This window comes from Azospirillum brasilense, from assembly GCF_005222205.1.
Taxonomy (GTDB): domain Bacteria; phylum Pseudomonadota; class Alphaproteobacteria; order Azospirillales; family Azospirillaceae; genus Azospirillum; species Azospirillum brasilense_G.
Map to the genome: position 1 here is coordinate 167049 of NZ_CP032348.1, position 25724 is coordinate 192772.

The window sequence follows — 25724 nt, forward strand, 5'->3', positions numbered from 1 at the left end:
CCACCGCGTCTTCACCTCAACCAGTGTTGCTCTGAGGAATAGCCTGCTCCTCCTTGCGGGGGTTGTCAATACCCGAACTGCGGTCCCGTTACCGCTTGAAGACGGGTTTGTGACGTCACTTGAACTGGAAGCCGACCGGGCGCTTGTCGTCCAGCGAGACCACCGCGCAGCCGCCCAGCGCCGGGCCGACCGACAGCTCGCCGTAGGCGGTGACCGCACCCTCCTCCTTCAGGCGCCCGACGAAGCCGCTGCCGTCGCTTCGCGCGACCCAGGCGAAGGGGATCCAGGTCTGGCGCACCGGCTGGCCGCCGGCGCGGACCACCGCGGTGAAGGCCTCGGCGGTCGGGGTGCCCGGCGGGAAGACGGCCAGCACCGTGCCGCCGTCCTCCTCGTTGAGCGCCGCCTGATTCAGCGCCACACCCGTCACCACCGCCCAGACGGCCAGCGCCAGCGCGCCGAGCGCCAGCGCGAAGCCGTGGCCGAAGCCGGGGCTGGACGAGGAGGAGGGCGCCGGGTCCGTCATGGCCTCAGGCCTTCGCTTCCGCCGCCAGGGCGGGGGCGGGCTTCTCGGCGATCGGCCAGTTGACGATGGCGGCGGCCAGGGCCAGGGCGACGCTGGCCCACCACACCACGTCGTAGGAGCCGACGCGCTCGTACAGCACGCCGCCCAGCCACACGCCGAGGAAGCCGCCAACCTGATGGCTGAGGAAGGCGAAGCCGTAGAGCATGCCGAGATAGCGCGTGCCGAACATCAGCGCGACGAGGCCGGAGGTCGGCGGCACCGTGGACAGCCAGAGCAGGCCCATCGCCGCCGCGTAAAGGATCACCGAGAGCGGGGTGACCGGCAGCAGGATGAAGATCGCCGTGCACAGGCCGCGCAGCGTGTAGTTGGCGCAGAGCAGCAGGCGCTTGCTCATCTTGCCGCCCAGCACGCCCGACATGTAGGAGCCGGCCACGTTGAACAGCCCGATCAGCGCCATCGCCCAGGAGGCGAGGCCGGGGCTGATCCCGGCGGCGGTCAGGTAGGGCGGCAGGTGCGTGGTGATGAAGGCGAGCTGGAAGCCGCAGACGAAGAAGCCGGTGACCAGCAGGACGTAGCTGCGGTGCTTGAAGGCCTGCCGGATCGTCGCGGCGAAGCCGATGTCGGCCCCGGTGACGGCCTGCGCGCTCTTCGACCCGCCCGCCCCGGCGAAGGAGGAGGCGAGCACCGGGATCATCAGCATCGAGGCGCCGAACAGGATCAGCGCCGTCTGCCAGCCATAGGCGGCGATGAAGGCCTGGCCGGTGGGGGCGAACAGGAACTGGCCCATCGAGCCGGCGGCGGTGGCGACACCCATCGACCAGCTCCGCTTCTCCGGCGGAACGATGCGGCTGAAGCCGGCGATCACGATGCCGAAGGACGCCCCGGCCAGACCCAGCCCGATCAGCAGGCCGGAGCTGAGATGCAGCATCAGCGGCGTGTCGGCGTAGGGCATCAGCACCAGCCCCAGCGCGTAGAGAATCCCGCTGATTCCCAGCACCAGCGCCGGGCCGTAGCGGTCGCACAGCGCGCCGGCGAAGGGGGTGCCGATGCCCCAGACCAGATTCTGGATGGCGATCGACAGGGCGAAGACGTCGCGGCCCCAGCCGTGCGCCTCCGACAGGGGGGCTGTGAACAGGCCCATGCTGGACCGCGGGCCGAACGCCAGCATGGCGATCAGGCAGCCGCAGGCGATGACGAATCCCGGCGTCCGCCAGGAGCGGGGCGAAGGCGCCCCGCCCACCCGGTTGCTGGTCTCCAAGTTATCCTCCCTCAGCGCGGGCTGTGGCCGGTGCGGCAACGCTGGCCCGCGTCTCATCAGGGTCACACGATAAGCGTGCGCCGGGCGTGCAGCAAATTCACAATGGGAAAGAAGGTTATTCGGCCGCGGAATGGCAGGGCAGCGGCAAGGGCGCCTCTTCCGCCGGAGGCAGCAGGTCCAGCAGGCTGTCCTCCAGCACGTCGAAGACAGGGCCGATGCGCCCGGTGAAGCGGCCGCGCAGCAGCCACACCGCGACGGTCAGCGCGAAGTCCGGGCACTCCAGCGGCCGCACCTGGGCGGCGTGCAGGGTCGGGGCGATCAGCCGCAGCGGGGCCAGCCCGAAACCGACGCCGCGGGCGACCAGCGACAGCAGGAGCGACTGGTCGAACCCCTCCACCGTGACGTTCAGCGCCGGCCCGTGCTGCGCCATTGCCCGGCCCATAGCGGTCCGGTACTGGCAACCCTCGGGCTGAAGCACCCAGCCCACGGCGTTCATTGCCGGCAGGGTCCAGTCGCGCTGCCCGGCCAGCTCGGCCGACGCGACGACCCGCACGGGCTCGCGCGAGATGCAGACGGCGTCCAGGTCGTCCGGCGGCGTCTGGGCGTCGTGGGTCAGCACCAGCGCGCCGTCCAGTGTCCCGTTGCGCACCTGCTCGACCAGCGGCGTGCTCCAGTCCGAATGCAGGCGGACGGTCAGGCCGGGAAAGGCGGCGCGCAGCCGGTCCAGCGGATGGTGCGCGGCGATGGCGCTCAGCACATGGGCCACCCCCAGCCGCAGCAGCCCCTGGGGCTGGGCGGCCCCGGCGAAGGCGTCCGACAGCTCGTCCGTCGCCTTCAGAACCCGGTGCGCGTGGGCCAGCGCCGTCTCGCCGTCGCGGGTCAGGGCCAGCGGCTTGGTCTGGCGGTCGAACAGCGGCACGCCAAGCTCCGCCTCCAGCCGCTGGATCAGGCGCGAGACGGCGGACTGGGTCAGCCCCAGCCGGTGCGCGGCCTCCTGCACCGATTGGGCTTCGGCCACGGCGACGAAGGTGCGGATCTCGTTGAGCTTCATGGCGGCGTCCGGGGCTCGCTGTCCAGGGTGGCGGGGGGCGGTCGGCCTCTTGGCCGCTGGTATCCGACTGTCCCCCTGGGTTAGCGTCGGGTCAAGCGCAACGAGGAGCAACCATGTCCGCCACTCCCCCCGCAGACCGTTCCGGCCGTGAATACCCCGACCGTCCCTGGGTGGGGGTGGGTGCCGTGGTGTGGCGCGGCGACCGGGTGCTGCTGATCCGCCGGGGCCGCCCGCCGCGGATGGGGCAGTGGAGCCTGCCCGGCGGCGCCCAGTCGGTGGGCGAGACGGTGTTCGAGACGGCGGTGCGCGAGGTGCTGGAGGAAACCGGCCTGCACGTCGTGCCGACGGAGGTGGTCACGGTGGTGGACGCCATGACGCTCGACGACGCCGGGGCCGTCCAGTACCACTACACCATCGTCGAGGTGGCGGCGGAGAGCCCGGAGGGCGAGGCGGTGTGCGCCGACGACGCCCTGGAGGCGCGCTGGGCCACCGTCGACGAGGCCGCGGAACTGACCGAATGGGACGAGACGGAGCGGGTCATCCGCCTGTCGGCGTCGCGGCGAGCCGCTGGATGAAGTCCGGCACCTGCCCCTCGTCCAGGGGCTTGGCCAGCAAATAGCCCTGGATGCGGTCGCAGCGGTAGGCGCGCAGGTAGAGAAGCTCGTCGTTGGTCTCCACCCCCTCGGCGATCGCCTGCATCCCCAGCGCGTGGGCGAGGTCGATGATGGCGCGCACGATGGCGGCGGCGTCGCGGTCCTGCACCATCGCCTGGGTGAAATGCTTGTCGATCTTCAGCGCCTCGACCGGCACGCGGCGCAGCAGGGACAGCGAGGAATAGCCCGTCCCGAAATCGTCGAGCACCAGCCGCACCCCGGCGCCGCGCAGCTGCGTCAGCACTTCGCGCGAGGACTCGCTGTGCTCGAAGAGGGCGGTTTCGGTGAGTTCCAGCTTCAGGTTGGCGGCGGGCAGGCCGGTTTCGGCGAGGATGCCCAGCACCGTGCGGGCGAAGCCGGGGTCTTCCAACTGCCGCGCCGACAGGTTCACCGCCACCGGCACGTCGGCGATGCCGTCCTGCATCCAGCCCGCGGCGGTCTCGCAGGCGCGGCGCACCGTCCATTCGCCGAGGATGTGGATGGCGTCGCTGGTTTCCGCCATGGGGATGAAGACGTCGGGCGGAATCACCGTGCCGTCGTCGAGGCGCCAGCGCGACAGCGCCTCGAACCCGGTCAGCCGCCCGCTGTGGGTGTCGGCCTGAGGCTGGAAGGCGAGGCGCAACTCGCCGTGCCGGATGGCGTCGCGCACGCGGTCGGAGAAGGTGCCGGCACCCGGCGCGATGGTCGCGTTCTGGTTCACCGCCATATCCCCTCCGGTCCAGCCCTCGGTTGTCGCCCATCCAAGGGGACTTAACAGCCGAAGCGAGGCTTGTTAACCATATCTCAGGGGTATTTAAGCGGTTTTTCCAGTTTTACGAAAGAGTTAACGGATTTCTCGACGGTGATAAGATTGGGAGGCGTTAACCCCTTCCCCCTTGGACAGGAGAAGGGGTTAACGGAATTCCAATCAGACGTTGAAGCGGAAATGGAAGATGTCGCCGTCGTTGACGACGTATTCCTTGCCTTCCTGGCGCATCTTGCCGTTGTCCTTGGCACCCTGCTCGCCGCCCAGCGTGACGTAGCTGTCGAAGTCGATGGTCTCGGCCCGGATGAAGCCGCGCTCGAAATCGGTGTGGATGACGCCCGCCGCTTCCGGGGCCTTGGCGCCGCGGCGCACGGTCCAGGCGCGGGCCTCCTTCGGTCCGACGGTGAAGAAGGTGATGAGGTCGAGAAGCTGGAAGCCGGCGCGGATCAGCTTGTTGAGGCCGGTCTCCTCCAGGCCGAGGGATTCCAGGAACTCCTGCTTCTCGGCGGCGTCGGAGAGCTGGGCGACCTCCGCCTCGATGGCGGCGGAGATGACGACCATGCCGGCGTTCTCGGCCTTGGCCTTCTCGGCGACCTTGGCGGTCAGGCTGTTGCCGGTGGCCGCCGAGGCCTCCTCGACGTTGCAGACGTAGAGGACCGGCTTGGCGGTCAGCAGCATGAACTGCTTGAAGACCGGCTTCTCCTCCTCGCTGACCTCGACGACGCGGGCCGGCTTGCCGTCCTGGAGGACCTTCAGCGCGCGCTCCATCAGATCGGCCTTGATCTTGGAGTCCTTGTCGCCGCCCTTGGCCTTCTTCTGGAGGCTGGTGAGCTGGCGCTCCAGGCTCTCCATGTCGGCGAGCATCAGCTCCGTCTCGACCACCTCGGCGTCGCGCAGGGGATCGACGTTGCCTTCCACATGGGTGACGTCGTCGTCCTCGAAGCAGCGCAGGACGTGGACGATGGCGTCCACCTCGCGGATGTTGGCGAGGAACTGGTTGCCCAGCCCTTCACCCTTCGAGGCGCCGCGGATCAGGCCGGCGATGTCGACGAATTCGAGCTGGGTCGGGATGATCTTCTGCGACTTGGCGATGGCCGCCAGCTTGTCCAGCCGCGGGTCGGGCACGCCGACGCGGCCGACGTTCGGCTCCTTGGTGCAGAAGGGGAAGTTCGCCGCCTCGGCCGCCTGGGTGGCGGTCAGCGCGTTGAACAGGGTCGACTTGCCGACGTTCGGCAGGCCGACGATGCCGCAATTGAAGCCCATGGGGGTGCTCGCCGTCGGAAATCTCGGGAATTGGGGCGCTTTATCCTACGTGGAGCCGCAAAGCGCAAACGGGAAGTGGGGGTGGGCAGGGTTGACCGCCGCTCCCGGCGCGCCGGAGTCACCGCGGACGGAACAGGAAGGGCACCGAGAAGACGCGGTCCTCCGCCGTCAGACCGGGCGGCGGGGCGGGGAAGGGAGACGCCCTGCGCACCGCGGCCAGGGCGGCGCGGTCCAGCGCCTCGTCGCCGCTCGACGTCAGGATGGCGGCGTCGAGCACCTCGCCCGCCGTGCCGAGGGTGAGCTTGACGGTGGCCTGCCCGCCGCCGACCACCTTCTCCGGCTTGTGCCGCCCGATCCAGGCCCAGACCTGCGCCCCGTAATCCACCACCGCGCCCCGGCTGGCCGAAACCGGCTCGGACGCGGCGGTGGAGGCGTGGCCGGTTCCGGTTTCGGCGGACGGCGTCGGGGAGGGCGTCGCAGTGGGTGCGGCCGGCGGTTTCGGTGCCGTCTTGACGGGCGGCTTCGGCGGTGGTTTCGGCAACGGCTTGGGTGGTGGAGGAGGCGGCTCCGGCGCGGGTTCCGTGGCCGGTTCCGGCACAGGCTCCTGCTGCGGCTCGCTCTCCGGTTCGGGCGCTGCTGCCGGCGGCGGGCCGCTGTCCGCCTCTGACGCCAGCAGCATCACCTCGATCACCGAGGTGATGGTTTCGTTGAGGCTGACGGCGCCGGTCTCCTCCGTGACGGTGCCGGGGGCCGCTCCGGCGGCGGACAGGAGGATAGCCAGGATGCCGGCGTGCAGCGTCCCGGACAGGGCGAGCGCCCCCAGCGGCCGGCGGGCCGGCGGGGGATGCCCGTGCAGGCGGATCGCGCGCAAGGCAGGGGCCTCGTCAACCGGCCTCCACCATCAGAAGGCCATGGTCAGGCCGAGGTTGAAGGACCGCCCCATGCCGGCCAGCGCGCCGATCGGCTGACGGTTGCCGCTGGCGCGGAAATCGCCGTAATCGACGCCGCCCAGCGGCAGGTAATAGTGTGCGTCGAACAGGTTCTCGATACCGACGTCGGCACGCAGGTTGCCCCAAACGTAGCTGGTGCGCAGGTTGACCAGGGCGTAGCTGGGGGTTTCCGGCTCGTTCCGGCTGGAATCGACCAGGACCTTGCGCCCGACCATCTGGAACTCCAGGACGCTGCTCCAGTCGCCCAGCCGGTGGCCCAGGTCGATCGTCCCGGTCAGCGGCATGATGTGGTAGAGGTCGCGCCCGGTGTCGAGGTTGCGGCCGCGGACGTAGCTGACCACGGCGCCCACCGTGAACTCGCCCAGCCGCTCGTCTTGGTGGACGATGCTGCGGCCCTCGGCGTTGATGCCGTACAGCTCGGCGGCATGGTTGGCGAAGCGCAGCTGGACGAAGCCGTTCGACAGGGTGCCGATGCGGTCGGCGTCGATGAAATTCTCGACGTGCGAATAATAGGGCGTGACCTTGACCGACCAGCGCTTGGCCTCGGCGTCCTGCCAAGCGGCGGTGGCGCCGACCGTGTACGCGGTTTCCGGCTTCAGGCCCGGGTTGCCGATATAGCCGTTGGCGTCGCCGTACCAGCCGATCATGGTGGAGGACATGCCCCCGGTCCCCCAGGCGAACCGCTCGTACAGGTTGGGGGAGCGGGTCTTGCGGGCGAAGCCCAGCTCGTAGCGTTCCGACGCGGACGGCGCGAAGCGGAGCAGCGCCGTGGCGTCGACGTTCACGTCCGTCTTGGAGCGGTCACCCCGGTTGAAGGCGGTGGCCGCCGCCGCGTCGGGATTCGCCATGCCCATCATGCCCATGCCGATCGTGTTGGCCCAGGAGTAGGGCTGGACCGGCCCGTTCTCCATCCACACCACGTCGTTGCGCAGGCCGAGCAGCGAGGTCCAGGCCGGGGTCCAGCGCTTCTCCCATTCGGCGAAGGTGCCCAGCCGGTCGCGCCGGGCGTCGTTCAGGTTCACGAAGGTCAGCGGCGACATCATCGCCGCCCCGGCGACCGGCGGCCACCAGTCGTCGATGCGGTAGCGGACCAGCTCGTTGCCGACGCGCAGCGTGTCCTGCGCCGACAGCGGAACCTCCGCCGAGACGGCGTAGCCCATCTCGTGCGAGTCCGTGTTCATCGCCATACCGCCGCGGTCGGCGCCGCCCTTGTCGTGCAGGAAGTTCATGGCGTGGACGGTGCGCTGCCAGAAGACCCGGCCGTCCAGCGTGCCCCAGTCGAATTCGCCCTTGTAACGGCCGTTCAGGGTGGTGCCGCGGTTCAGCGTCATGTCCATGCGCTGGTTCGCGAAGCCGGAATAGGGCGAATGCTGGTAGCCGCCGGACAGGGTGATCTCGTGCCCGTCCCTGCGCGCGCTGGCCGACAGCGCGTGGTTCTGCACGTTGTAGAGGGTGGAGCGGACCTTGTCCCCGTTGCCGTCCTCGTAGTCGTCGGCGCGGCTCCAGGCGCCGCTGTAGCGCAGGCTGAACCGCTCCGTCGCCGCGGTGGCGGTGCCGGACAGGGTGGTGCCGTTGCCGTTCGAGCGGTAGACAGTGGACAGGCTGCCTTCGCCGTGGATCGGCTCGCCGGGCTGGGCGTAGACGGCGGGCTTGCTGGTCACCGTGACGGTGCCGGCGATGCTGTCGCCGCCCTTGCTGACCGGGGTGACGCCGGCGATGGCCTCGATCGCGCCGATGATGGATGGGTCGGCGTAGGACAGCGGCGCGTTCATGTGGTTGGCGCAGGCGGCGGTCATCGGCATGCCGTCGACCTGGACACGCACGCGGTCGTCGGCCAGACCGTTCAGCGCCGGCAGGCTGGAGAAGCCGCCCGCGCTGTAGAGCGACACGCCCGGCAGGCTGCGCAGCAGCGCCGCGGCGTCCGCGCTGGCAAGGCGGCGGCTGGCGATCTCGGCCGCGTCGAGCGTGCCGGCGCCGAGCGGCCGGGACAGGCCCGTCTCCGGTACCGTGGCCGCGGGTGCCGTCTCCGTCTCGACCGGGACGGCGGGCAGGGCTTGCGGTGTCTGTGCCTGGGCCGGCAGCGCGCTCAGCGCGGCGAGGACCGCCATCAGAAGGGCGGTGGAGGCGAGAAGGCGGTTGGACAAGCGGGGGGCGTTCGCCGCGGACGCGGCGGTGGGCAGGCGAATCATCGGGCGCTCGTTCTCGAATCGGACGAGGGAAGATCGGCGCAGCCTTGCCGTCCCGCCCGGCCGTCGATCCGCGCGACAATCGGCGCAAAGGATCGGAACCGGCGGGTTGCGGTGCGGAGGCTGGCGCGAGGGATGGGGTGGGCACAGCCGGGAGGGCCGCGCCGCCGGGCTCAACAGCCGGGCGCGGCGATCACAGGGCGCGTGCCGAGGGTGGTCAGGCGATAGTCGGGGGTGCTCGGGCCTTCAGCCGCGACAGGAACCAGCCGGCGGCGATGTGCTGGCCGGGCAGCCCGATGGAGCTGTGGGCGACGACGGAGACCGGAAGCACCACGGTCAGCGGCGGCGGCGGTGCGGTGAGACCGGCGACCAGCCCGCAGACCGGGCAGTCCTCGCCCATGGACAGGGTGGGCTTGCCGTCCGGAAGCAGGGAGTCGGGGGGCGGGCCGTCGGGGAGGGCGATGGAGGCCATGCCCTGCGGCGTGCAGATCATGACCGTTTCGCCGGTCGCGGCGTTGACCACCGGTACCAGGAAGGCCCAGCCGAGAAGCTGCAGAAGCAAGGCCATCCCGCCCGCCATCACGGCGGCGCGGCCCAGCCTGCGTCCGATGCTCCGAAATCCGGCCGGCATATCCCGGTTTTCCCCATTTTGGATAGGGGATTAAGCTAGACGGGCTGGACCGAATGCACAAGCGTGCAATGGCCGCAGCCCCGTCCCGGTGCCCGTTCGCCCGGCGCCCTTCAGGGATGGACGCCTCTCAATGCGCCTCGTCCCAATTGCCGCCGATGCCGGCCTCCGCCACCAGCGGCACGCCGAGCGTGGCGGCGCCTTCCATGACCGAGCGCACCAGGGCGGCGGCGCGTTCGGCCTGATCCTCCGGCGCCTCGAACAGCAGTTCGTCGTGCACCTGGAGCAGCATCCGCACATCGTCGAACCCGGCGTCCTTCAGGGCGCCGGGCACGCGGGCCATGGCGCGCTTCATGATGTCGGCGGCGGTGCCCTGGATCGGGGCGTTGATCGCCTGCCGTTCCGCGAAGGCGCGGCGGGCGGCGTTCTTGTCGTGGATGCCGGGGATGTAGCAGCGCCGCCCGAACAGAGTCACCACATGGCCGTTCTGGCGGGCGAAGGCCTTGGTCGCCTCCATCCAGACCTTCAGCTCGTGGAAGCGCTCGAAATAGGCCTTGATGAAGGCGTTGGCCTCGCCCGGCGCGATGCCGAGCTGGCGGCCCAGCCCGAAGCCGGAGATGCCGTAGATGATGCCGAAGTTGATCGCCTTGGCCTTGCGCCGGATCTCCGAGGTCATCTGGTCCAGCGGCACGCCGAAGACCTGGCTGGCGGTGGCCGCGTGAATGTCGATGCCGTCCTGGAAGGCCTGTTTCAGCGCCGCGATGTCAGCCATCTCGGCGACCAGCCGCAGCTCGATCTGCGAATAGTCGACGGAGATCAGCTTGTGGCCCGGTGCCGCCACGAAGGCGCGGCGGATCTTGCGGCCCTCCTCGGTGCGTACGGGGATGTTCTGCAGGTTCGGGTCGGTCGAGGACAGGCGGCCGGTGTTGGTCGCCGCCATGGCGAAGGCGGTGTGCACACGCTCCGTCCCCTCGACGATCTGGGCCTGGAGCGCGTCGGTGTAGGTGTTCTTCAGCTTGGCGAGCTGCCGCCAGTCGAGCACGCGCTGGGCGATGACGTGGCCCTGCTCCGCCAGCTCCTCCAGCACGCTGGAATCGGTGGAGTAGGCGCCGGTCTTGCCCTTCTTGCCGGTGCCGAGCTTCATTTCGTCAAACAGGATCTCGCCGAGCTGCTTGGGCGAGCCGATGTTGAAGCTGCGCCCGGCGTGCCCGTGGACCTCCTTCTCGATCTCCGCCATGCGGACGGCGAGGTCCTGGGAGAGGCGGGCGAGTGCCGCCCGGTCCACCCGGATGCCGCAGGATTCCATGTCGGCGATCACCGGGACCAGCGGGCGTTCGAGCGTCTCGTAGACGGTGACCATCCGCTCGTCGCCCAGCCGCGGCTTCAGCACCCGCCACAGCCGCAGCGTGATGTCGGCGTCCTCCGCGGCGTAGGCCAGCGCCTTGTCGAGCGGCACGCGGTCGAAGGTGATCTGATTCTTCCCGGTGCCGCAGACCTCCTTGTAGGGGATGGTCGTGTGGCCGAGGTGCAACTCCGCCAGCTCATCCATGCCATGGCCGTGGGCGCCGCCCTCCAGCACGTAGGAGATCAGCATGCTGTCGTCGACCGGCGACACGCGCACGCCGTGGCGGGCGAAGAGCTGGTGGTCGAACTTGAAATTGTGCCCGATCTTCAGGATCGCCGGGTCCTCCAGAACCTCCTTCAGGGCTTTCAGCGCATCCTCCGCCGGGATCTGCTTCGGCGCCTCCGGAGTCTCGAAGGACAGCTCCCCGCTGGCCGCCGCGTTGGGGGCCTGATGCGCCAGGGGGATGTAGCAGGCCAGCCCCGGTTCCGTCGCCAGCGAGATGCCGACCAAAGTCGCCGTGGCGGGGGTCAGCGAGTTGGTTTCGGTGTCCACGGCCAGGACGCCGGTGGTCCGGGCGCGCTCCACCCAGACGGCTAGCGTGTCGAGGTCCTGCACCAGCTCGTAGCGCTGCTCGACACCGGTCGGCGGGGCGGGGCGGCTGCGCGGCGCGGCGGCCTCCGCCGTTGGGGCGGAGAAGGTCGTGGTGGTCTTGGCCGGAGCCACGGACGGCGTGGCGGAGGGGACCGCGCCATCGGCGATGGTGCCGTCCTTGCGCATCTCCGCCTCGACGCGGCTGACGATGGTGCGGAAGCCCTGGGCGCGTAGGAAGTCGATCAGCTTCTGGTGGTCGGGTTCGCGGACGCGCAGCTCCTCCAGCGGCTTCGGCGGCGGGGCGTGGTCGTCCAGCAGGACGAGGCGGCGGGAGATCCGCGCCTGCTCCGCGAAGTCGATCAGCTTCTGGCGGCGGGCCGGCTGCTTGATCTCGCCGGCGCGGGCCAGCAGCGATTCCAGGTCGCCGTATTCGGTGATGAGCTGGGCGGCGGTCTTCACGCCGATGCCCGGCACGCCCGGCACATTGTCCACGCTGTCGCCGGCCAGCGCCTGCACGTCCACCACCCGGTCGGGGGCGACGCCGAACTTCTCGAACACCTCGTCGGGGCCGATGGGCTTGTTCTTCAGCGGGTCGAGCATCCGCACGCCGGGGCGGACGAGCTGCATCATGTCCTTGTCGGACGACACGATGGTGACCTCGCGCCCGGCCTCGTTGGCCAGCCGCGCGTAGGTGGCGATCAGGTCGTCGGCCTCGTAGCCCTCCAGCTCCAGGCAGGGCAGGCAGAAGGCCTCCGTCGCCTCACGGATCAGGGCGAACTGGGGCTTCAGCTCCTCCGGCGGCTCGGGGCGGTGGGCCTTGTATTCGGGATAGAACTCGTTGCGGAAATTCAGCCGCTTCGAATCGAAGACCACCGCCACGGCGGAGGCTTTCAGGTCGGCCAGCAGCTTCAGCAGCATGTTGGAGAAGCCCAGCACCGCGTTCACCGGCGTGCCGTCCGGGCGGTTCAGCATCGGCAGGGCGTGGAAGGCCCGGAAGATGAAGCCCGACCCGTCGACCAGATACAGGCCGCTGCCGTCCCCGGCGGTTGCGGGGGCGTCGGTGGCGGTCTGGAGCGTGTCGGTGGTCTTTTCGTCGGACATGATGCGGCCTCTTCCCTTCGGGGCGATACCATGGCCGAAGGCGGCCCGAGAGTCGAGCGCGCCCGACGCCGCCGAAGGCCGGCCGTGGAGGGCCGGACTCTCAGTCGCCGGTTTCGCTGTTCGGGGCGGCGACCGGCTTGGATTCGGGGGAGCCGCGCTCGCGCAGATAGATGCCGAGCACGACCAGCACCCCCATGGACAGGAACTCGCTCTGCCAGTTCTGGAAGCTCTCGTACCAGAATTCCGGATCGCCGAGGGTTTCGCCCATGGTCTTGGTGGGCTGGTGATGCCACGCCGCCTCTTCGTTCGAACGCCGCGTGCTGCCCGCCAGATGCAGGGCGAAGGACATCACGAACAGGCTGACCAGCGCGATGCTGAGCGAATGGGAGTAGAGCCGCAGCAGCAGGCCACCCCGGTGCACCGGCCAGGGGGCGTCGGGATCGCCGCGCCGCCGCTCGGGCGCCTCGTCCTCCGGGTTGGCCTCTCCCGGCTTCTTGGATTCCGAGGAGCCCTTCTGGACCAGGATGGCGGTCAGCAGCACATAGACCGACATCTGGAGGAACTCGCTCTCCCAGTTTTCGAAGGTCGCCGACAGGAAATGGCCGGTGGTCAGATAGTCGAGGAAGCCGACGGGCGGCTGGGCATGCAGGCGAAGCTCCTCCGCCAGGGCGCGCCATCCCGCCAGGACCTGTCCGACGATCGAGACGAGGAACAGCCCGAACAAGGCGACCGACAGCCCGTTGTCCCGCAGGAAGCGACGCATGTGCTGCACCTTTTTTTGATGCCACGGATTCTGATGCCACGCCCTGGTCCGTCAACGCTTGGCCAAGCAAGAGGTTTCCCAGCCGCCCCCGAAGCCTCACCAGGAACCTTGAAAGGTGGGGTCCTGTTGATTGGAGGCTCCACACAACAACCTCTGGTCCATTTCCCATGAACCACCCTGTCGCCGGAGCCATCGCCGGGCTGGTCGGCACCGTCGCCATGACGGCGGCCATGCGCGCGATGTTCCGCGCCTTGCCGGAGAAGGACCGTTACCCCTTGCCGCCGCGCCTGATCACGGACCGGGTTGTCGGCCCGACCGGGCTGATGGACGCGCTGGACGAACCGGAGCGCCGCGACCTGACGCTCGCCCTGCATTACGGCTACGGTGCCGCCGCCGGAGCGCTGTATCCGGCGGTCGCGCAGCGGGTTGGCGGGCCGGCGGCGGTGACGGGAATCGGCTACGGCCTCGCGGTCTGGGGTGCCAGTTATCTCGGTTGGATCCCGGCGATGCGCATCCTCACCCCCGCGACCCGCCATCCGCGTGCCCGCAACAGCCTGATGCTGGCCGCCCATGTGGTGTGGGGAGGGGTTACGGGCGTCACGGCTGCGTATTTGATGAGCGGGAAAAGCCAGAGCCGAGCCGGCGAGGAGCCGATGGCGGACGCTGGTGAACGTACCACTGCTGTCCGAGAGCTGGCGTAACCGGCGCGCTCACAGAGAAATGCAGGGATCAAAACGAAAAAGGCCTAGCCCGCATTGCGGCTAAGCCTTTGAAATCGCTGGCGGACCCGAATGGATTCGAACCATCGGCCTCTGCCTTCGGAGGGCTAAGTCCCGGTCAGAATTCGCTTTATGTTCGTTGAACATCCTCGACTTGTTCCCGTTTAGCAAGGCTTCAGATCGGTTCGGATGACGGGGATACGGGGATGTTAACGGGGATGCAAAGGGCAAAGGGGGGGGAGGGCCTTCCCCTGCCCATCTTTCTGTGAGATCAGGGCTTCGGTGTTTCCAGCGACGAGTTCGGGCGCTTCATCTCGGCCTCAATGGCCCCTATGCGCTTGCGGTTCTCCCGCACCACCTCGAAGATGCCGGCAACCGCAAACAGCACCATTGCCACTACCACGCCCTCAGCTAAGGCGCTGTTAGCGCTTGAGTTCTGCACCGAAGTCTGCCGGATGCGCTCGGGTGCGTGTGGGTCGTCAATACAGCGTGCCAGACGCTCGCAGACGCCGAGACGCCGATCGATCTCCGCCAGCAAACGGACGCCCACGTCGGAGGTGAGGCGGCCGCCATCGAAGGCGGCGGGCACCGGCTTGCCGGCAACCGGTAACAAGCCGGGCAAAACCCCGGTACTCTCGACAATGGTGGGTGCGAATTCCGTTGATCCGTGGTGAAACTGTTTCAGCACCAAAATCATACACGAATTCAGCGGTTTAAGCTTACACTCGCCGCCTTCCGCCCCATCCCTGATGAATTATTCAGTTTAATCGATTGACGTGGACAACTTCAGAAGACCAGTGTTACCGCCCTCCCGGACATAAGATTGCAACTCTTGGTTTGCGAAAAAGCCTGACGAGGCGTCGATCAAGCCATACCCTTTCAGGTGCGCGCTAATGCTCCCTTGCCGGTATGTTCCATTGAGGTCAATAACGATAACTTCGCGGCCTTGGTAGCTCGATTTCCCTCTCACTGTGCCTTCATATGAATAGGTAAACGGCTTTCCGCCAGCCCCACTTACAGTCTTGTTGTTCGCCATGATCAATTTGTCGCCGACGCGCAAACCGGCTACCGGGTATTCGATGAACATACGGTCATGCATGGACTGCATCGCATCATTCATCTTTTCCAGAGCGTCTCTCTTGATATGCGGATTATCGACAATCCGTGCGGCGCGTGAGCGCCCATATCGGTCCATGATCACTTCCGAAGCAAGCCTTCCGGCGAGGTCGAGCGACTGGTACTCCCCGTTCTCAGTGCCGAAAATCCTCGCGACGTTAACGCGGCACAGCAAATCGTTGCCATAATTATTGCAGCCGAAATCACCTTCGAAGGTGAGTTCTTGGTTAAGGGTTTCCCGCCCTGACGTTGCATCCATTGTCATTGCGGAAGCGAACCGAATGGATTTGACCGGCTTATAGGAAAGCTGAACAGCGTCAGGATACCAGTTGACGGCTCCGCTATAACGAAGGGGAGGCGGTTCAGCGATGGGCGCCGTTGTCTGACACGCGGCGAGCAACAACGGGCTCGCCGCGACGGTCACGAACGCGCCGGAACGCACGACAGCCTTCAAATTACGGAACATTCCCAGTGTCATCCTGCGCGAAGGTCAAGCTCAGGGCACCATAGGCTGATAATCGATGCCGGGCCAGTGAGCCATGCCGGAAGGGTTCCGTTGCAAAATCTGGCCGAGGGTGATCGCGCCTCCGGTCCAGCAACCTTTGGCAGCAGCTCCTAACAGAGCGCAGGATGGTGAGGAAGCGCGCCCAGCTGTCAGAAGATGCGGCCGCTTCGCAGGCATTGAAGGACGGCGCGTGCGATAGGTAGGCATCGCATGACTTCGTGGCCGGCATGGCCATGAACGCTAGGCCAATGGCTCCTATCGGTTCCAGTGCGCCGGCGAGGCGAAGAAGGGCGGGCAGCATGGTTCGATCCAGGGCGTCGGCGGTCTACAGTCTGCACATTTTGGCTGCGCAGGCCGGCGCCAAACAACCGCAATCTGCGTCCACCAGTTTGAGCGGCGCCGATCCGGGCATCAGCAAGCGGCCCCCTCCTGAGAGACGTAATGGCTTCAGGGTGGAGGTCCGGGGAAGTCGCGGTGCGGGTTCGCAGGGTAGGGGCGTCCCGAACGTCTGCGTCTACTTTTTTCCTTCTGGTGAGCTTGTACCGTGCTCGGCCGCACTTTCCTGGTTATCATCCTTCCGAGGGTTCTGGGATTCAACTTGGTCCATAGCGTCATAAAGCTGGCCGAGCTGAATGCCTTTTACCGGTCCGTCAAGATAGGCATTCCGTATATACCGATCTTGGTGGGAGAGATTGTCTCCCGTTTCAACGCAAAGCTGCACGTGCTTTACTGTCAAGATACCAATCTCGATCAACTGCCGGAGCGCGTCCGATTCGGTCTTCAACCTTCTAGAAAATCGATAGTCTTCTACCTCCTGAGCTAGTTTCTCAGGCAGTGAGACGATTTTCCGCGTCGCCATAGTTTTCGGTCTAGCCATGTCGGATACGATACCAAGATTAAGTGAGTTTGTGTATCACAAACTCGTTGACGACAGTTTCTGAGTATGTGAGTATCTGTATCAGAAACAGCGGGGCCGCGTGCCGGCAAGCTGTGAACGCCACCGACACGTACCTAGCTGGAGCTGCGGGCCATGACCGGTTCGGAGGACGTCACCCCTTTAACTGCAACTAGCGGACCTAGCCATCTTTATGTACTTGGCACAGCCCTCGGCACGATCATTGCCGAAGGTCGCCGGATGGATGCCGAGCGCGAGGCCGCTTCAGAGCAGATAGCTATACGCCTTGACGCTAAAGAGCGGGCTAATGGCGCCGCCCAGGCGGCAATTGAGCGCATGATCCTAGCAACCAAGGCTGTGAGCCTCGCCGACGCAGCTGTGCACACCCTGCATCTTCGGCACCTTGCCGACGATGTAGAGGCAGCGGTACGGGACGGTAATGATGAATCGGCGCAACGCGCCCTGTTCCTGATTGAACGATTGGCGCGGTCGATCTTTGATGTGCTGATTCGCGAAACGGGCGCCGATCCTGCGGAGTTGGCAGCCGACTACTTCCTCGCCTCCGCTGACCGCCTCTGGCCGCGCTTGGCCGCACAGAACCTTTTCGCCGCTGCTGTCGCAGCCTTTGAGGACCAAGCACGTGACACGCTCTCCGTTCCGGCAGAGCCAACGGGGGCGATGATTGATGCCGCCGTTCAAGCGACTGGTTGCGCCCCGGCCCAGGTTCGGCAGGGTTTCGCTGCTATGGTCCGCGCCTACCAGCAGGAGCGTGCAGCGTGAGTGTTGTCGCCTTTCCATCCTACCGGGCTGATGATCTCCGCTTCGCCCCGTGCACCGAGGTACATCGGCTCTCCCTGCCTGATGCTGCCGACTGGCAGCAGCAAATCATCGCGGAGTGTCGGCGGCAGCGTAGCCTTTCCCCGGCAGTATTTGCCTTCCTGAAGAGCGAGCGTCTGCTGAACCGGTGCACTTTCCTGGCATCAGAGCGGCCGGCAGCGCCGCTCCTGTTTAAGTACATCGGCGCTCCGACGCTGAGTGTGCTGGGCAGGGCGTGGGGCCGGTCCATGCTCAACCAGCCGGAGGAAGTTGATCCGCACGCCGAGTTCGCACATAGCATTGGCCTGCAATACGTCGAAGCCATCTGTGGAGGTGAAGCCCTGTTCAACAAGATCACCGTTACGGGCCTTGGACGCCCCTTTGTCTATACGCACGCGGTTTATGGCTGGGCGGAAGGCGGACGCCGTGCCGTGCTGTCGGCCGTCGATGTCCAGACGCTGCATTGAATCGTGATCGACCTGCTCGTCAAGGGGCGCTCGGCAGACGGGCGCCTCCACGGGCATAGATCTGCTGTGGCGCACAGTATTCATCGAGCTGCACGACGACTGCTCCAGGCTGGCTGTTCATCCCCACCCAGGCATCATAGCCGACGATTTCCCCTCTATTGATATCGCGATAAAGCCCGTAGGTCAGATAGCGGACATCGGATACCGGTATTCGTGCTCCGGCGAGGGACGACGCGACAACCTCATTGCAAGCGTTTGAGCTTAGCTGATCCAGAGCGCTCACCGCGCCGGGTTCTGGAGCAGCCTGCGGCGGCGGGCTAAGGTTGGCGCAGGCCGCTATGAGCAATGCCGACGCAACGCTCCCACACCGAACCGCCGCTTTGAAGGATATCAGTTTTCCAACCCCCTGCTTCCTCACGGCTCTGCCCTCCAGCTCACCAGCCTCATTCCTCAGGGGTAACAGGAATGAGGCTTCCATGTGCCAGGCGCGTCAGGTCGTGGCCATGTGGGGGATGATCTCCAGGTCCAGCGCGACAGCCGCCCGGCTCCACCGCATGAGGTGCAGCGGGAGCCGGCCGACGCCGTTCTGGTGATAGAGGATGCCCGGCCGCTCCTCCAGCCGGCGGCGACCACCGCCCCGGCCGCTCCACACCGGCACCGTCTCCGGATCGACCAGCCCAACCACCCACTTCGGGTTCCAGCGGGATAGAGCAACAAGCCGCACCAGCTCGCCGAGCCGATGGAACAGGCCGGCACCGCGCCAGTCCGGACGGGTCCAGCCGGCGACGATCCAGGCCACCGACCCGCGGGTGTCGTGCGCGGCCTCGCTGGCGACGAAGGCCCATTCATCCGCCGGCGCCGAGCCAGGATCGTGCAGCGCCGACAGATCCGCCAGCCGGGCGCCGAAGCTGGATGCGGAGCAGTCGAGCAGCACCACGGCGTGCGTGGCAACCACCTCCCCTTCCCCGTCGACCAGCCCGAGCCAGAAGGACGGGGCACTGGCGGGCTTGGGCAGGAGCGGGAACCAGCTATTGCGGTGCCGGGCGTTCAGTTGCTCCAGGTCCGGCCAGGACTCGCACAGGATCGATGTCACGCCGCGGGCGACCAGTTCGCCGCAGAGACGGTCACGCGCGGCGCCCAGCGCTGGGGCGAGCGGGCTGGTGCCCAGCGACAGGGTCTCGACGAGCCGAAAGTCAGGCGCGACAGTGCGCGCCGGGAACATGGCGTTCATGGTGGTTTCCTTTATGGTCGTGGCGAAAGGGATGGAAGCCAGCTAAGTCGGTACGGCTCTGGTTCAGCAACGAAACCGAGTATCTGTTTCAGAACAGATCTCTGTAGGTGTCAAACAGGGCTTTCCTGCCGGGAGGAGAGCTAAGGAGTTGTCGCCTGCGCGCAAAACAGCGAGCAGGCGACAACGCAGGTTTTAAATTAACACGGCACCCATTCACGTCAGCAATGCGCAAATCGTCAAGTATTATCTGCGCTTTTTGGCGGCGCAAGACAATCTTAACACCTAACCATCGAAAGGATGCAGAAAATGATCGTCGTCAAAATCGGCCGCTTTATGCACAGCAGCTTTAGAAGCATGGTAATTGAGGCAGCAATTAAGGAAATTAAGGGGTTTGGGGACGAATGTACGGCGGAAATACTTAAAGATGGGTACTCTGAAGAAGAAAGTAATTTGCAATCTTTAATCAGGATTCTATCATATGGATTAAGTGAAATCATCAATCACTGTCGTGAGAATGAAAATAACGTCAGTATATCAACAATTTTTAACTGCACCAAGAATTCGAACAGAATTCACGATAAAATTATCAAAGTGGAAAGCGATGCAGAAATGTTAATTGCTCACGCCAAGAAAAGGATAATAAGAGAACTCGATGAATACATTATATTGAATAAACCTGATTTGATGTTTATTGAATACAACTTGTATCATCCCAGCTCTGATAATGTGAACCATCTTATATCTGCGGATTTTTTTAAAAGGCAGAGCAAAATTGAGTTTGTTCTTATAACCGGCACTGTAATTGACAAGTCTATAACAAGTAAGCTGCCAAAGAATGTTCACACAACGTGCGTAGGAGTCGATGGGCCACGCCAAGAAGCGCAAGATATATATATAAATTATGTAAAAAAAGTTATTAGCAGAGCGGCAAACATGATTAAACAATCAAATCGTGCCAGCTGGGCCAAAGACGAAACAGGAAAAATCATGATACGCCCTCCTCTTACTGAAGAGGATTTACCTCAATCGGTAGAAGAAATACCAGATTTCATTGAAGGAGAAAACATGGAATAATCGTTTACGGAAGAAAAGTTCCGTATGAAGGCCGGTGAAACGACGCAATAACCGGATATCTTTTAGATGAAGTAGTGGCGCCACAAAAAAGTGGCGCCACTATCTCTAGTCCAGAAATAAAATAATCCTATGATATCGGGCAGTCGTGGCTCCAGCCTCACTGCCCACCTCTCAACACCGGGCAGACCTTGGCCAGCAGTGCCGGCAGGAGATCGGTTCCGGCGAAGTAGTCCACGGCGCCGACGACGGCGAGGGCGCCCAGGACGAGCAGCTTCTTGGACTTGAGGACGTTCATGGTCATGCCCCTCCTCTGGGCACGAAAAAGCCGCCGGGCGGGATGCCGGGCGGCGGGGATGGATCAGCAGTGGGGGTGTTCGTCGGCGGCTACAGCTGCTCTCTGGCCTCCGTCAGGAAGGCTTGGCAGCGGTTCATCTCGTCACGCAGCCATTCCCGGTAACCAGGCGTTCCCGGCGCCGGCGGCTCGGCCGGCTGGATGTGGCAGCCCCGGCGACCGCAGCCACCACAGCGCGCCCGGCAGGCCAGGGTGACGAGATCGGTGGCCGGGTCGAATTTCGCGAGCAGCAGCTTCATGTCCCGGCAGCTCTGGCGGCGACAGGCCGGGCACCAGAACTCAAGCCGCGTGACGCCTCGCTTCGCCAGGGTGCCCAGGGCGTTGAGCCTGTACGACGGTTCGTGTTTCGGCGGGTGGTTCGGTGCCGGCATACGGGAACGTTACGAGAACATTCCTAGGCGGTCAACGGGGTGAATGGCGGGTCGGCGGCGATCCCGTTGTGACCTTGCCGGCCGCGGCGCGAGAGCCCCGTTTTATGTGAGATCCATCACATGTTTTTCGGCTCCAACTCCACGACTGTGCATACGGAAGAATGCAACGTGTCGCGTGGTGGATGCCATGTCATCGAAGAAGCTCAGGAACGTTTGCGTCGCCGGGAAGCGCACCAGCATGCGGCTGGAGCCGGCCTTCTGGGACGCCCTGGCGGAGATCGCGCAGAGGGAGGGCCTGACGGTCGGCGCGCTGTGCACCCGCCTCGCCGAGCGGATGGATGCCCAGGACGCAGACAGCCTGTCCAGCACCGTGCGGGTCTACGTGATGGAGTATTTCAGGGCGGCCACGCCGGGGCGGGAAGAGGTCCGATACGAGATGGCCGTAGCGGCGGAGTGACGGAGCCGGCGCCGGAGCGCGGCGTGGGAATGAGAGGGCGCCCGTAGGCGCCCAGGTGACGTGTCACTTCTTTTTACTGGGGCTAGGAAGCTGAGCGGGCACCACCGCCTCTATTGCCAAGCTAGCGACAGAAGGACAAAGCCCTCCCCCTTTTACCTTCCCGTCGAGGTACTTTTTGAACTTCCCGCCTTCCAGGTAGTCGTTCTGCAGCCATTGACGGTATTCGCCTAGCGCTGAGACTGGATAGCACCATGCTTCCTGCGGGTTCGACTTGGCTTGGGGGTGGTCATCTGGGTATCGATGCGGCCATTTTTTCCGTGCCCCGTAGGTTTGGTCCATTTGCCGTTCCGACCAAAACTTTCCCCAGTGAATTCCAATCGATATATCAACAATAAGGTTTTCGTCTATTTCCGCCCCAGCCAAGATCAACTCGTATATGATCGTGCTCGCTTCGTTGAAAACGCAAAAATAATTCTTTGGCGCCGATTGATGATTTAAGGCGATACGCTCATGCCATTTCTTAAATTTATCCTGATGCCTGCCAGTGGGATCATAGCCAACGTTCTGATAAATTAGCTCCTTTAACTTTGACCCAGCAAGTTTGCGGAAATTCTCTCGGGCGTTTGGCTGACAGTTAACGCCAGCATCGAACGCGTAATATTCGAGAACTGCTTGGCAAACATCCGCTGGGTAGCAGTAATACGTGCGCCCTTTATGGGTGATTTCTACATGCGCATCGGGGTACGTAACCCCCATGTTTGCCAGAATAGTCTTAATGGCTTTTATGCGAGGTTTTTCTTCACCATCATTCCACTGACTGCTGATCGTGCCGATGTGGGCATTCATGACTCCGCAAATCAGTGCCAATCCGCGCTGGTGAAGGTAAGGGGTCCCATCTGATAGCACCCCCATGCCGATACCGCCGACCGTGGTGTCCGCCCCGATGGACAGACCCAAGCTGCCTTGATCGGGTGAGATTTCCTTGCTCGGCTGTTTAGGGGCTAAGTATTTGATTGTAGTGGCAGAAATGCTGATTTCCTTGGTGTATTTCGCTGTCATTCTCGCAAGCTCCCGAGGGGTCGCTTTCATCAGGCGGCGACCCGGAACGCCCCTTCACCCCTCCCTCACCTCAACCACGCGGGCTTAGCGGCTGAGCGATAGCCCAGCCGCGCCGCGGTCACATCTTCGCCAGGATCACCTGCGAGCGCTCACGGTAGTCGGCTTCAGTGATGAGTTTCTTGGCCTTCAGGTCGGCCAGATCCCGCAGCATGCGTTCCGCATCGTCTTTGGCGAGTCGGGCTGGCTGGAGGGCAACCGGATCGGGAGTTGGCGCGACAGGCTGCTCCGGCGGGGTCATAGCCACGCTGACGGATGACGGGTAAACGTAAGCTGCTCCAGATCCCATATCGACCGCTGCTCCGATTATGCCACCGGCAAGGATGTTGCCGAATGCCGCGCCCGCCGTGGAGGATTGAACAGCAGACGAGCCCTTCGATCCGTCTGGATGCTGGCACGACACGGTAAGGTCACCGTAAGCCTTGGTGACGGTGGTGGAGCCGGGCGTCTTCGGCACCGTCCACGACCCCTTCTCGTTCGCCAGCTTGCATTCGGCCCCACCCTTCGGAGGCGTATTGACCTCCACGGATTGGGTTGTACCTGCAGTAATCGAGGCGCAGGCAGATGTTCCCAGAAGCGCGATGAGCGCGGCGAGAGGACGGATCATTAATTTCCCCCGGTGAGTACGTATGCGCATTTTCAGAGAGCGCTCGCCACAGAGCGCCATCGGCGCGAGTGTGCGGAGGAAATCTAAATAGTTTGTGACCAACGGCGGCCCGGTCCGCACTCGCTTCAGTGCGGACCGGCAGGGATCAACTCGACCAACAGCCTCCGGAGGAGGGCGCACGGCGCCGGTATTTGCCGGCAAAAGCCTCTCCTCGATCATCCGGCCTCGAACAGCGCCTTCTCCGCAGCCCGGCGCTTCTTCAGACCCGGAAGCCGCGTCTTGACGCCGTCGACCGTGGCGTAGACCCACTTCGGAAACTCGGCCGCCGCCCCGGCGTAGTCGCCCTGGTTCAGCACGCGGAGCAGCGTCGAGCTGCCCAGCGCACCGGCCCCCAGGTTGAACACGAAGGAGGCCAGGGCGCCGCGCTGCCGATCGGTCAGCGGCACCTTGACCAGCTTGTCGACGTCCAGAGCGGCCTCGGCCATGTCGGCGCGCAGGAAGACCTCGGCCTGTAGGGACGTGATGGTCTGGCCCATCCGAACCCCAGCGGTGTGGCCGTAGCCGATGGTGGGGACGCCAGCCGGGCACAGGTAGGCTTTCAGGTACAGCCCCTCGAAATGGCGGACGAGGGCCAAGGCATCGTCGTGGATCTCGCGCGGGATCGCCGCGCCGGCGGGCGTGGTGGTCATGAGTTACTTCCTCATTGGAATTGTTTTAAAGAGCCGCCCCGTTTAGCGTTGCTCCATCTGCCTTCCAGGGCAGGGGATTAGCTGAACCTCGGCGGCTCTCTGGGGCCGCCATTCTTTTTGCCAGCGCGCCGAGCCCCGACAGAGGGGAGGTTCAGCGGGTCGTGGCGTTCGCACCCAGCCGCAGGAAGCCGGGACACGTGCCCCGGCGCGCGTTGATGAGGAGGTGCGCCAGCAGCAGGCGCGCGGCGGCCTCGTTGCCACCGCAATCGGCCAGGGCCTGGGCGGCGACCTGCTGGGCGTCGGGTTGCAGGGGCGGTTCCGGCATGGTCACGCCGCCCGGCGGTCGTGCTGATCGATGTGGGTGTCGAGGCGTTGCGTCAGGCCGTCGACCCGCTCCGACACGCTGTTCAACAGCGCGTACATCTCGTCCATGGAGTGGGCGCCGATCTCCGGCTGCGGGCGCTGTAGCCACATCCGCCAGCCCAGCAGGCCGGCGGCGGACAGGATCGCGGCGGCCTGGACGGACGGATGGGCGCCGGTCAGGGCCTGGATGGTGGAGCCGATGAGACCGTTGACGGTGGGGTCATCGGCCAGGGCGACCGCGGCGGGAAGGCCGGTGCCGACAGCGGCCAGAGCGACGACGTGGGGCAGCTTCATGGTGGTCTCCTGCAGCCCGGGGCGCGGGCATGAAAAAGGCGCCTTGTCGGCGCCGGGTCGGTGGGATTGGGCTGGAGTGTTGTCGCAGGTTAGGGGATCAGGCCGGCCAGCCCGCGGCGATGTCGATGGTTTCCGGGTCATCGCTGGCCACCACCGCATCCTTGATGGTGCGCGCCGCCTGGACCAGCGCGGCGTAGCGGGCGGCGACCGCGGCGGCCAGGGCGATGCCGTCTTGCGGCGTCGGCAGCGGCAGCCGGCTGTTGTCCAGCGCGATCCACCCCGTGGCGTAGTCCGCCGGCCACTCCAGCGCGCCCAGCTGCACAAGCGCCGCCGTGGTCGCCATGCCCGCCAAATCGGTGCGGCTGGTGCCGTCCAGGGCGAAGCGCTTCCCACCGTGTTCGGCGCCCTCATCCATGTGCCGGTCGCGCAGGGCGTCCACCGCGGCGGCCACCGTCGCCCGCCGCTCGGCCAGCGTCGGCGGCGGCGGGAAGGCCAGGACCGGGCGCCCGGATTCGTCCGGCACGATTTCGGCCCCCGCGGCCTGCCCGGCGAACAGGGCCTCGTAGTCGTCGCGCGCGACTTCCACCAGATCAGCGGGCAGGTTCTGATAGTCGCGGTCGGGCCGGTAGAACCCCCGCGACGACGCGGAATAGAGCATGTGCATGGTGCCCTCCATCATTTTCCGATCGCCATCCACTTGACGTTGACGGCGACGGGTGCGCCGGACGTGGTGGTGGCGGTCACCGTCAGTTGCGTTTGACTGCCCCCGTCCGACCCAATGATGAAGGCGGACGGCACTGCGGTCAGCGTGAAGAGGGTTGCCCCGTTGTGCAGCTGTTCCACCGGGAAAGCCTCCTGGAAGGTGACCGTGGCGTAGCCGCTGCTGTTGGTTTGCGCGGTGCCCCACTTCACAATTTGCCCGGTGGGGTCGCGGTGCATTCCGGGGTTCAGGCCCACAAACGCCCAGGACGACGCGGGCAGGCCCGGCGCGCTGACCAGCAGGAACCGGCTGTTGGCGGGGTCGGCCAGCACCTCCACGATGCCTTGCGCCAGCTGCCCGGCCACCAGGGCGGCGCCGTCCGCCCGCCGGATCGGCCACGCCGGCAAGCCGTTGACCGCCAGGGTGCAGGCGCCGGCGTTGGCGGCGTGGGCGTAGAAGCGGATCAGACTGTTGGTCACCAGGGCCAGCGGCGCCGGCGTCAGCGCGATCGCGTACGCCCACGCGCTGCCGGTGGACACCGGGCATTGGCACTGCAGCGCCAGCAGGTCGGCGCAGTCCCCGACGAAGATCGTCTTGGCGTTGGTGGTGCTCCAGGTCAGGTTGTTGGCGTTGCCCTGGCTGTTGCGGATCGTCCTCGTCACGGTGAAGGTGTCGCCACTGCCAGCGGTCGCGTAGCCCTCCACCACCGCCCATTGCGCTGCGGCCTGATCGATGATGGTGAAGATGCCGGCGCGGGTTGGTCCGGACCCGTAGGCCGTGACGATGGTACGGCTCTGCGTCGCCGACGCATCGTCGACCAGCGCAAAGGAGGTGGGGCCGGCGCCCTGGATGGACTGCCGGACACGGCTGCCGAGCGACATGTCTGAGGTCTCCG

The 25724-nt window shown here is 65.5% G+C and carries 27 protein-coding genes, 1 tRNA gene and 1 pseudogene; 6 read left to right on the top strand and 23 right to left on the bottom strand.

Features of this window, described 5'->3' with window-relative positions:
• Positions 1–115: 115 nt before the first annotated feature.
• The 3 genes from D3869_RS26665 to D3869_RS26675 all read right to left on the bottom strand — a co-directional run bounded on the left by D3869_RS26665 (position 116) and on the right by D3869_RS26675 (position 2832).
• Entirely contained in the window at positions 116–523 is a 408-nt protein-coding gene (locus tag D3869_RS26665) for a hypothetical protein (RefSeq protein WP_119510467.1), read from the bottom strand.
• A gap of 4 nt (positions 524–527) precedes the next feature.
• Positions 528–1781, bottom strand: coding sequence for an MFS transporter (locus D3869_RS26670; RefSeq protein WP_175426628.1), 1254 nt, complete (start codon positions 1779–1781; stop codon positions 528–530).
• 115 nt (positions 1782–1896) lie between these two features.
• Entirely contained in the window at positions 1897–2832 is a 936-nt protein-coding gene (locus D3869_RS26675; protein ID WP_119510466.1) for a LysR family transcriptional regulator, read from the bottom strand.
• A 113-nt stretch (positions 2833–2945) separates the two neighbouring features.
• Between D3869_RS26675 and D3869_RS26680 the strand changes: the two genes are divergently transcribed.
• On the top strand, positions 2946–3407 hold the full coding sequence (locus D3869_RS26680; protein ID WP_137142758.1) for an NUDIX hydrolase: 462 nt from the start codon (positions 2946–2948) through the stop codon (positions 3405–3407).
• Here the strand turns inward: D3869_RS26680 and D3869_RS26685 are convergent.
• The 7 genes from D3869_RS26685 to D3869_RS26715 all read right to left on the bottom strand — a co-directional run bounded on the left by D3869_RS26685 (position 3370) and on the right by D3869_RS26715 (position 13057).
• Positions 3370–4191 carry a putative bifunctional diguanylate cyclase/phosphodiesterase gene (locus tag D3869_RS26685; RefSeq protein WP_137142759.1) on the bottom strand — a complete coding sequence of 274 codons (822 nt, stop codon included), beginning with the start codon at positions 4189–4191 and terminating at the stop codon, positions 3370–3372. The two genes, D3869_RS26680 and D3869_RS26685, sit on opposite strands and share 38 nt — an antisense overlap.
• A gap of 201 nt (positions 4192–4392) precedes the next feature.
• On the bottom strand, positions 4393–5493 hold the full coding sequence (ychF, locus tag D3869_RS26690; RefSeq protein WP_014199815.1) for a redox-regulated ATPase YchF: 1101 nt from the start codon (positions 5491–5493) through the stop codon (positions 4393–4395).
• A gap of 118 nt (positions 5494–5611) precedes the next feature.
• On the bottom strand, positions 5612–6364 hold the full coding sequence (locus tag D3869_RS26695) for an energy transducer TonB family protein (RefSeq protein WP_137142760.1): 753 nt from the start codon (positions 6362–6364) through the stop codon (positions 5612–5614).
• 30 nt (positions 6365–6394) lie between these two features.
• A complete protein-coding gene (locus tag D3869_RS26700; protein ID WP_137142761.1) occupies positions 6395–8632 on the bottom strand; it encodes a TonB-dependent receptor in 2238 nt (745 codons plus the stop codon).
• A gap of 214 nt (positions 8633–8846) precedes the next feature.
• A complete protein-coding gene (locus tag D3869_RS26705) occupies positions 8847–9260 on the bottom strand; it encodes a DUF2946 family protein (protein WP_247896049.1) in 414 nt (137 codons plus the stop codon).
• 127 nt (positions 9261–9387) lie between these two features.
• Complete coding sequence (polA, locus tag D3869_RS26710) at positions 9388–12294, bottom strand: DNA polymerase I (RefSeq protein WP_137142762.1); 2907 nt, start codon at positions 12292–12294, stop codon at positions 9388–9390.
• A 100-nt stretch (positions 12295–12394) separates the two neighbouring features.
• Complete coding sequence (locus D3869_RS26715; protein ID WP_137142763.1) at positions 12395–13057, bottom strand: DUF6766 family protein; 663 nt, start codon at positions 13055–13057, stop codon at positions 12395–12397.
• A 167-nt stretch (positions 13058–13224) separates the two neighbouring features.
• Here D3869_RS26715 and D3869_RS26720 point away from each other — a divergent pair, with 167 nt between their 5' ends.
• Positions 13225–13758 carry a hypothetical protein gene (locus tag D3869_RS26720; RefSeq protein ID WP_175426629.1) on the top strand — a complete coding sequence of 178 codons (534 nt, stop codon included), beginning with the start codon at positions 13225–13227 and terminating at the stop codon, positions 13756–13758.
• A gap of 78 nt (positions 13759–13836) precedes the next feature.
• Here D3869_RS26720 and D3869_RS33270 read toward each other — a convergent pair.
• The 3 genes and pseudogenes from D3869_RS33270 to D3869_RS26730 all read right to left on the bottom strand — a co-directional run bounded on the left by D3869_RS33270 (position 13837) and on the right by D3869_RS26730 (position 15358).
• Positions 13837–13925 (bottom strand) — tRNA-Arg (locus D3869_RS33270).
• A 305-nt stretch (positions 13926–14230) separates the two neighbouring features.
• Positions 14231–14419 (bottom strand): annotated as a pseudogene (locus D3869_RS26725) (transposase); the annotation flags it as partial.
• Between the two features lie 120 nt (positions 14420–14539).
• Entirely contained in the window at positions 14540–15358 is an 819-nt protein-coding gene (locus D3869_RS26730; RefSeq protein ID WP_137142764.1) for a hypothetical protein, read from the bottom strand.
• 1069 nt (positions 15359–16427) lie between these two features.
• Here D3869_RS26730 and D3869_RS26735 point away from each other — a divergent pair.
• Both D3869_RS26735 and D3869_RS26740 read left to right on the top strand, forming a co-directional pair.
• The gene (locus D3869_RS26735) at positions 16428–17072 is read left to right on the top strand and encodes a hypothetical protein (RefSeq protein WP_137142765.1); all 645 of its coding nucleotides are present in this window, start codon (positions 16428–16430) and stop codon (positions 17070–17072) included.
• On the top strand, positions 17069–17575 hold the full coding sequence (locus D3869_RS26740; protein WP_175426630.1) for a hypothetical protein: 507 nt from the start codon (positions 17069–17071) through the stop codon (positions 17573–17575). Before D3869_RS26735 ends, D3869_RS26740 begins: the two co-directional genes overlap by 4 nt.
• A gap of 490 nt (positions 17576–18065) precedes the next feature.
• Here D3869_RS26740 and D3869_RS26750 read toward each other — a convergent pair whose 3' ends face one another.
• A complete protein-coding gene (locus D3869_RS26750; RefSeq protein ID WP_175426631.1) occupies positions 18066–18806 on the bottom strand; it encodes a hypothetical protein in 741 nt (246 codons plus the stop codon).
• A 306-nt stretch (positions 18807–19112) separates the two neighbouring features.
• Here D3869_RS26750 and D3869_RS26755 point away from each other — a divergent pair, with 306 nt between their 5' ends.
• Positions 19113–19880, top strand: a complete 768-nt coding sequence (locus D3869_RS26755) for a hypothetical protein (protein WP_137142766.1) — start codon at positions 19113–19115, stop codon at positions 19878–19880.
• A 157-nt stretch (positions 19881–20037) separates the two neighbouring features.
• Here D3869_RS26755 and D3869_RS33275 read toward each other — a convergent pair whose 3' ends face one another.
• Both D3869_RS33275 and D3869_RS26760 read right to left on the bottom strand, forming a co-directional pair.
• Positions 20038–20181, bottom strand: coding sequence for a hypothetical protein (locus tag D3869_RS33275; protein WP_175426632.1), 144 nt, complete (start codon positions 20179–20181; stop codon positions 20038–20040).
• Positions 20182–20264: 83 nt separating this feature from the next.
• Positions 20265–20471, bottom strand: a complete 207-nt coding sequence (locus D3869_RS26760) for a hypothetical protein (protein ID WP_137142767.1) — start codon at positions 20469–20471, stop codon at positions 20265–20267.
• Between the two features lie 319 nt (positions 20472–20790).
• Here D3869_RS26760 and D3869_RS26765 point away from each other — a divergent pair, with 319 nt between their 5' ends.
• Positions 20791–21060, top strand: coding sequence for a ribbon-helix-helix domain-containing protein (locus D3869_RS26765; protein WP_137142768.1), 270 nt, complete (start codon positions 20791–20793; stop codon positions 21058–21060).
• Between the two features lie 63 nt (positions 21061–21123).
• Here the strand turns inward: D3869_RS26765 and D3869_RS26770 are convergent, their stop codons facing one another.
• The 7 genes from D3869_RS26770 to D3869_RS33290 form a co-directional block, all read right to left on the bottom strand.
• Positions 21124–22119 (bottom strand): hypothetical protein, encoded by a 996-nt coding sequence (locus D3869_RS26770; protein ID WP_137142769.1) that lies wholly within the window; start codon positions 22117–22119, stop codon positions 21124–21126.
• A 118-nt stretch (positions 22120–22237) separates the two neighbouring features.
• Entirely contained in the window at positions 22238–22783 is a 546-nt protein-coding gene (locus tag D3869_RS26775) for a hypothetical protein (protein ID WP_137142770.1), read from the bottom strand.
• A gap of 215 nt (positions 22784–22998) precedes the next feature.
• Complete coding sequence (locus D3869_RS26780; protein ID WP_137142771.1) at positions 22999–23472, bottom strand: lysozyme; 474 nt, start codon at positions 23470–23472, stop codon at positions 22999–23001.
• Between the two features lie 151 nt (positions 23473–23623).
• Positions 23624–23797, bottom strand: coding sequence for a hypothetical protein (locus D3869_RS33280; protein WP_175426633.1), 174 nt, complete (start codon positions 23795–23797; stop codon positions 23624–23626).
• A 2-nt stretch (positions 23798–23799) separates the two neighbouring features.
• Complete coding sequence (locus D3869_RS26785; RefSeq protein ID WP_137142772.1) at positions 23800–24129, bottom strand: hypothetical protein; 330 nt, start codon at positions 24127–24129, stop codon at positions 23800–23802.
• Between the two features lie 97 nt (positions 24130–24226).
• Positions 24227–24793, bottom strand: a complete 567-nt coding sequence (locus tag D3869_RS33285; RefSeq protein ID WP_175426634.1) for a DUF4376 domain-containing protein — start codon at positions 24791–24793, stop codon at positions 24227–24229.
• Between the two features lie 11 nt (positions 24794–24804).
• Positions 24805–25710, bottom strand: coding sequence for a gp53-like domain-containing protein (locus D3869_RS33290; RefSeq protein ID WP_175426635.1), 906 nt, complete (start codon positions 25708–25710; stop codon positions 24805–24807).
• Positions 25711–25724 lie beyond the last annotated feature (14 nt).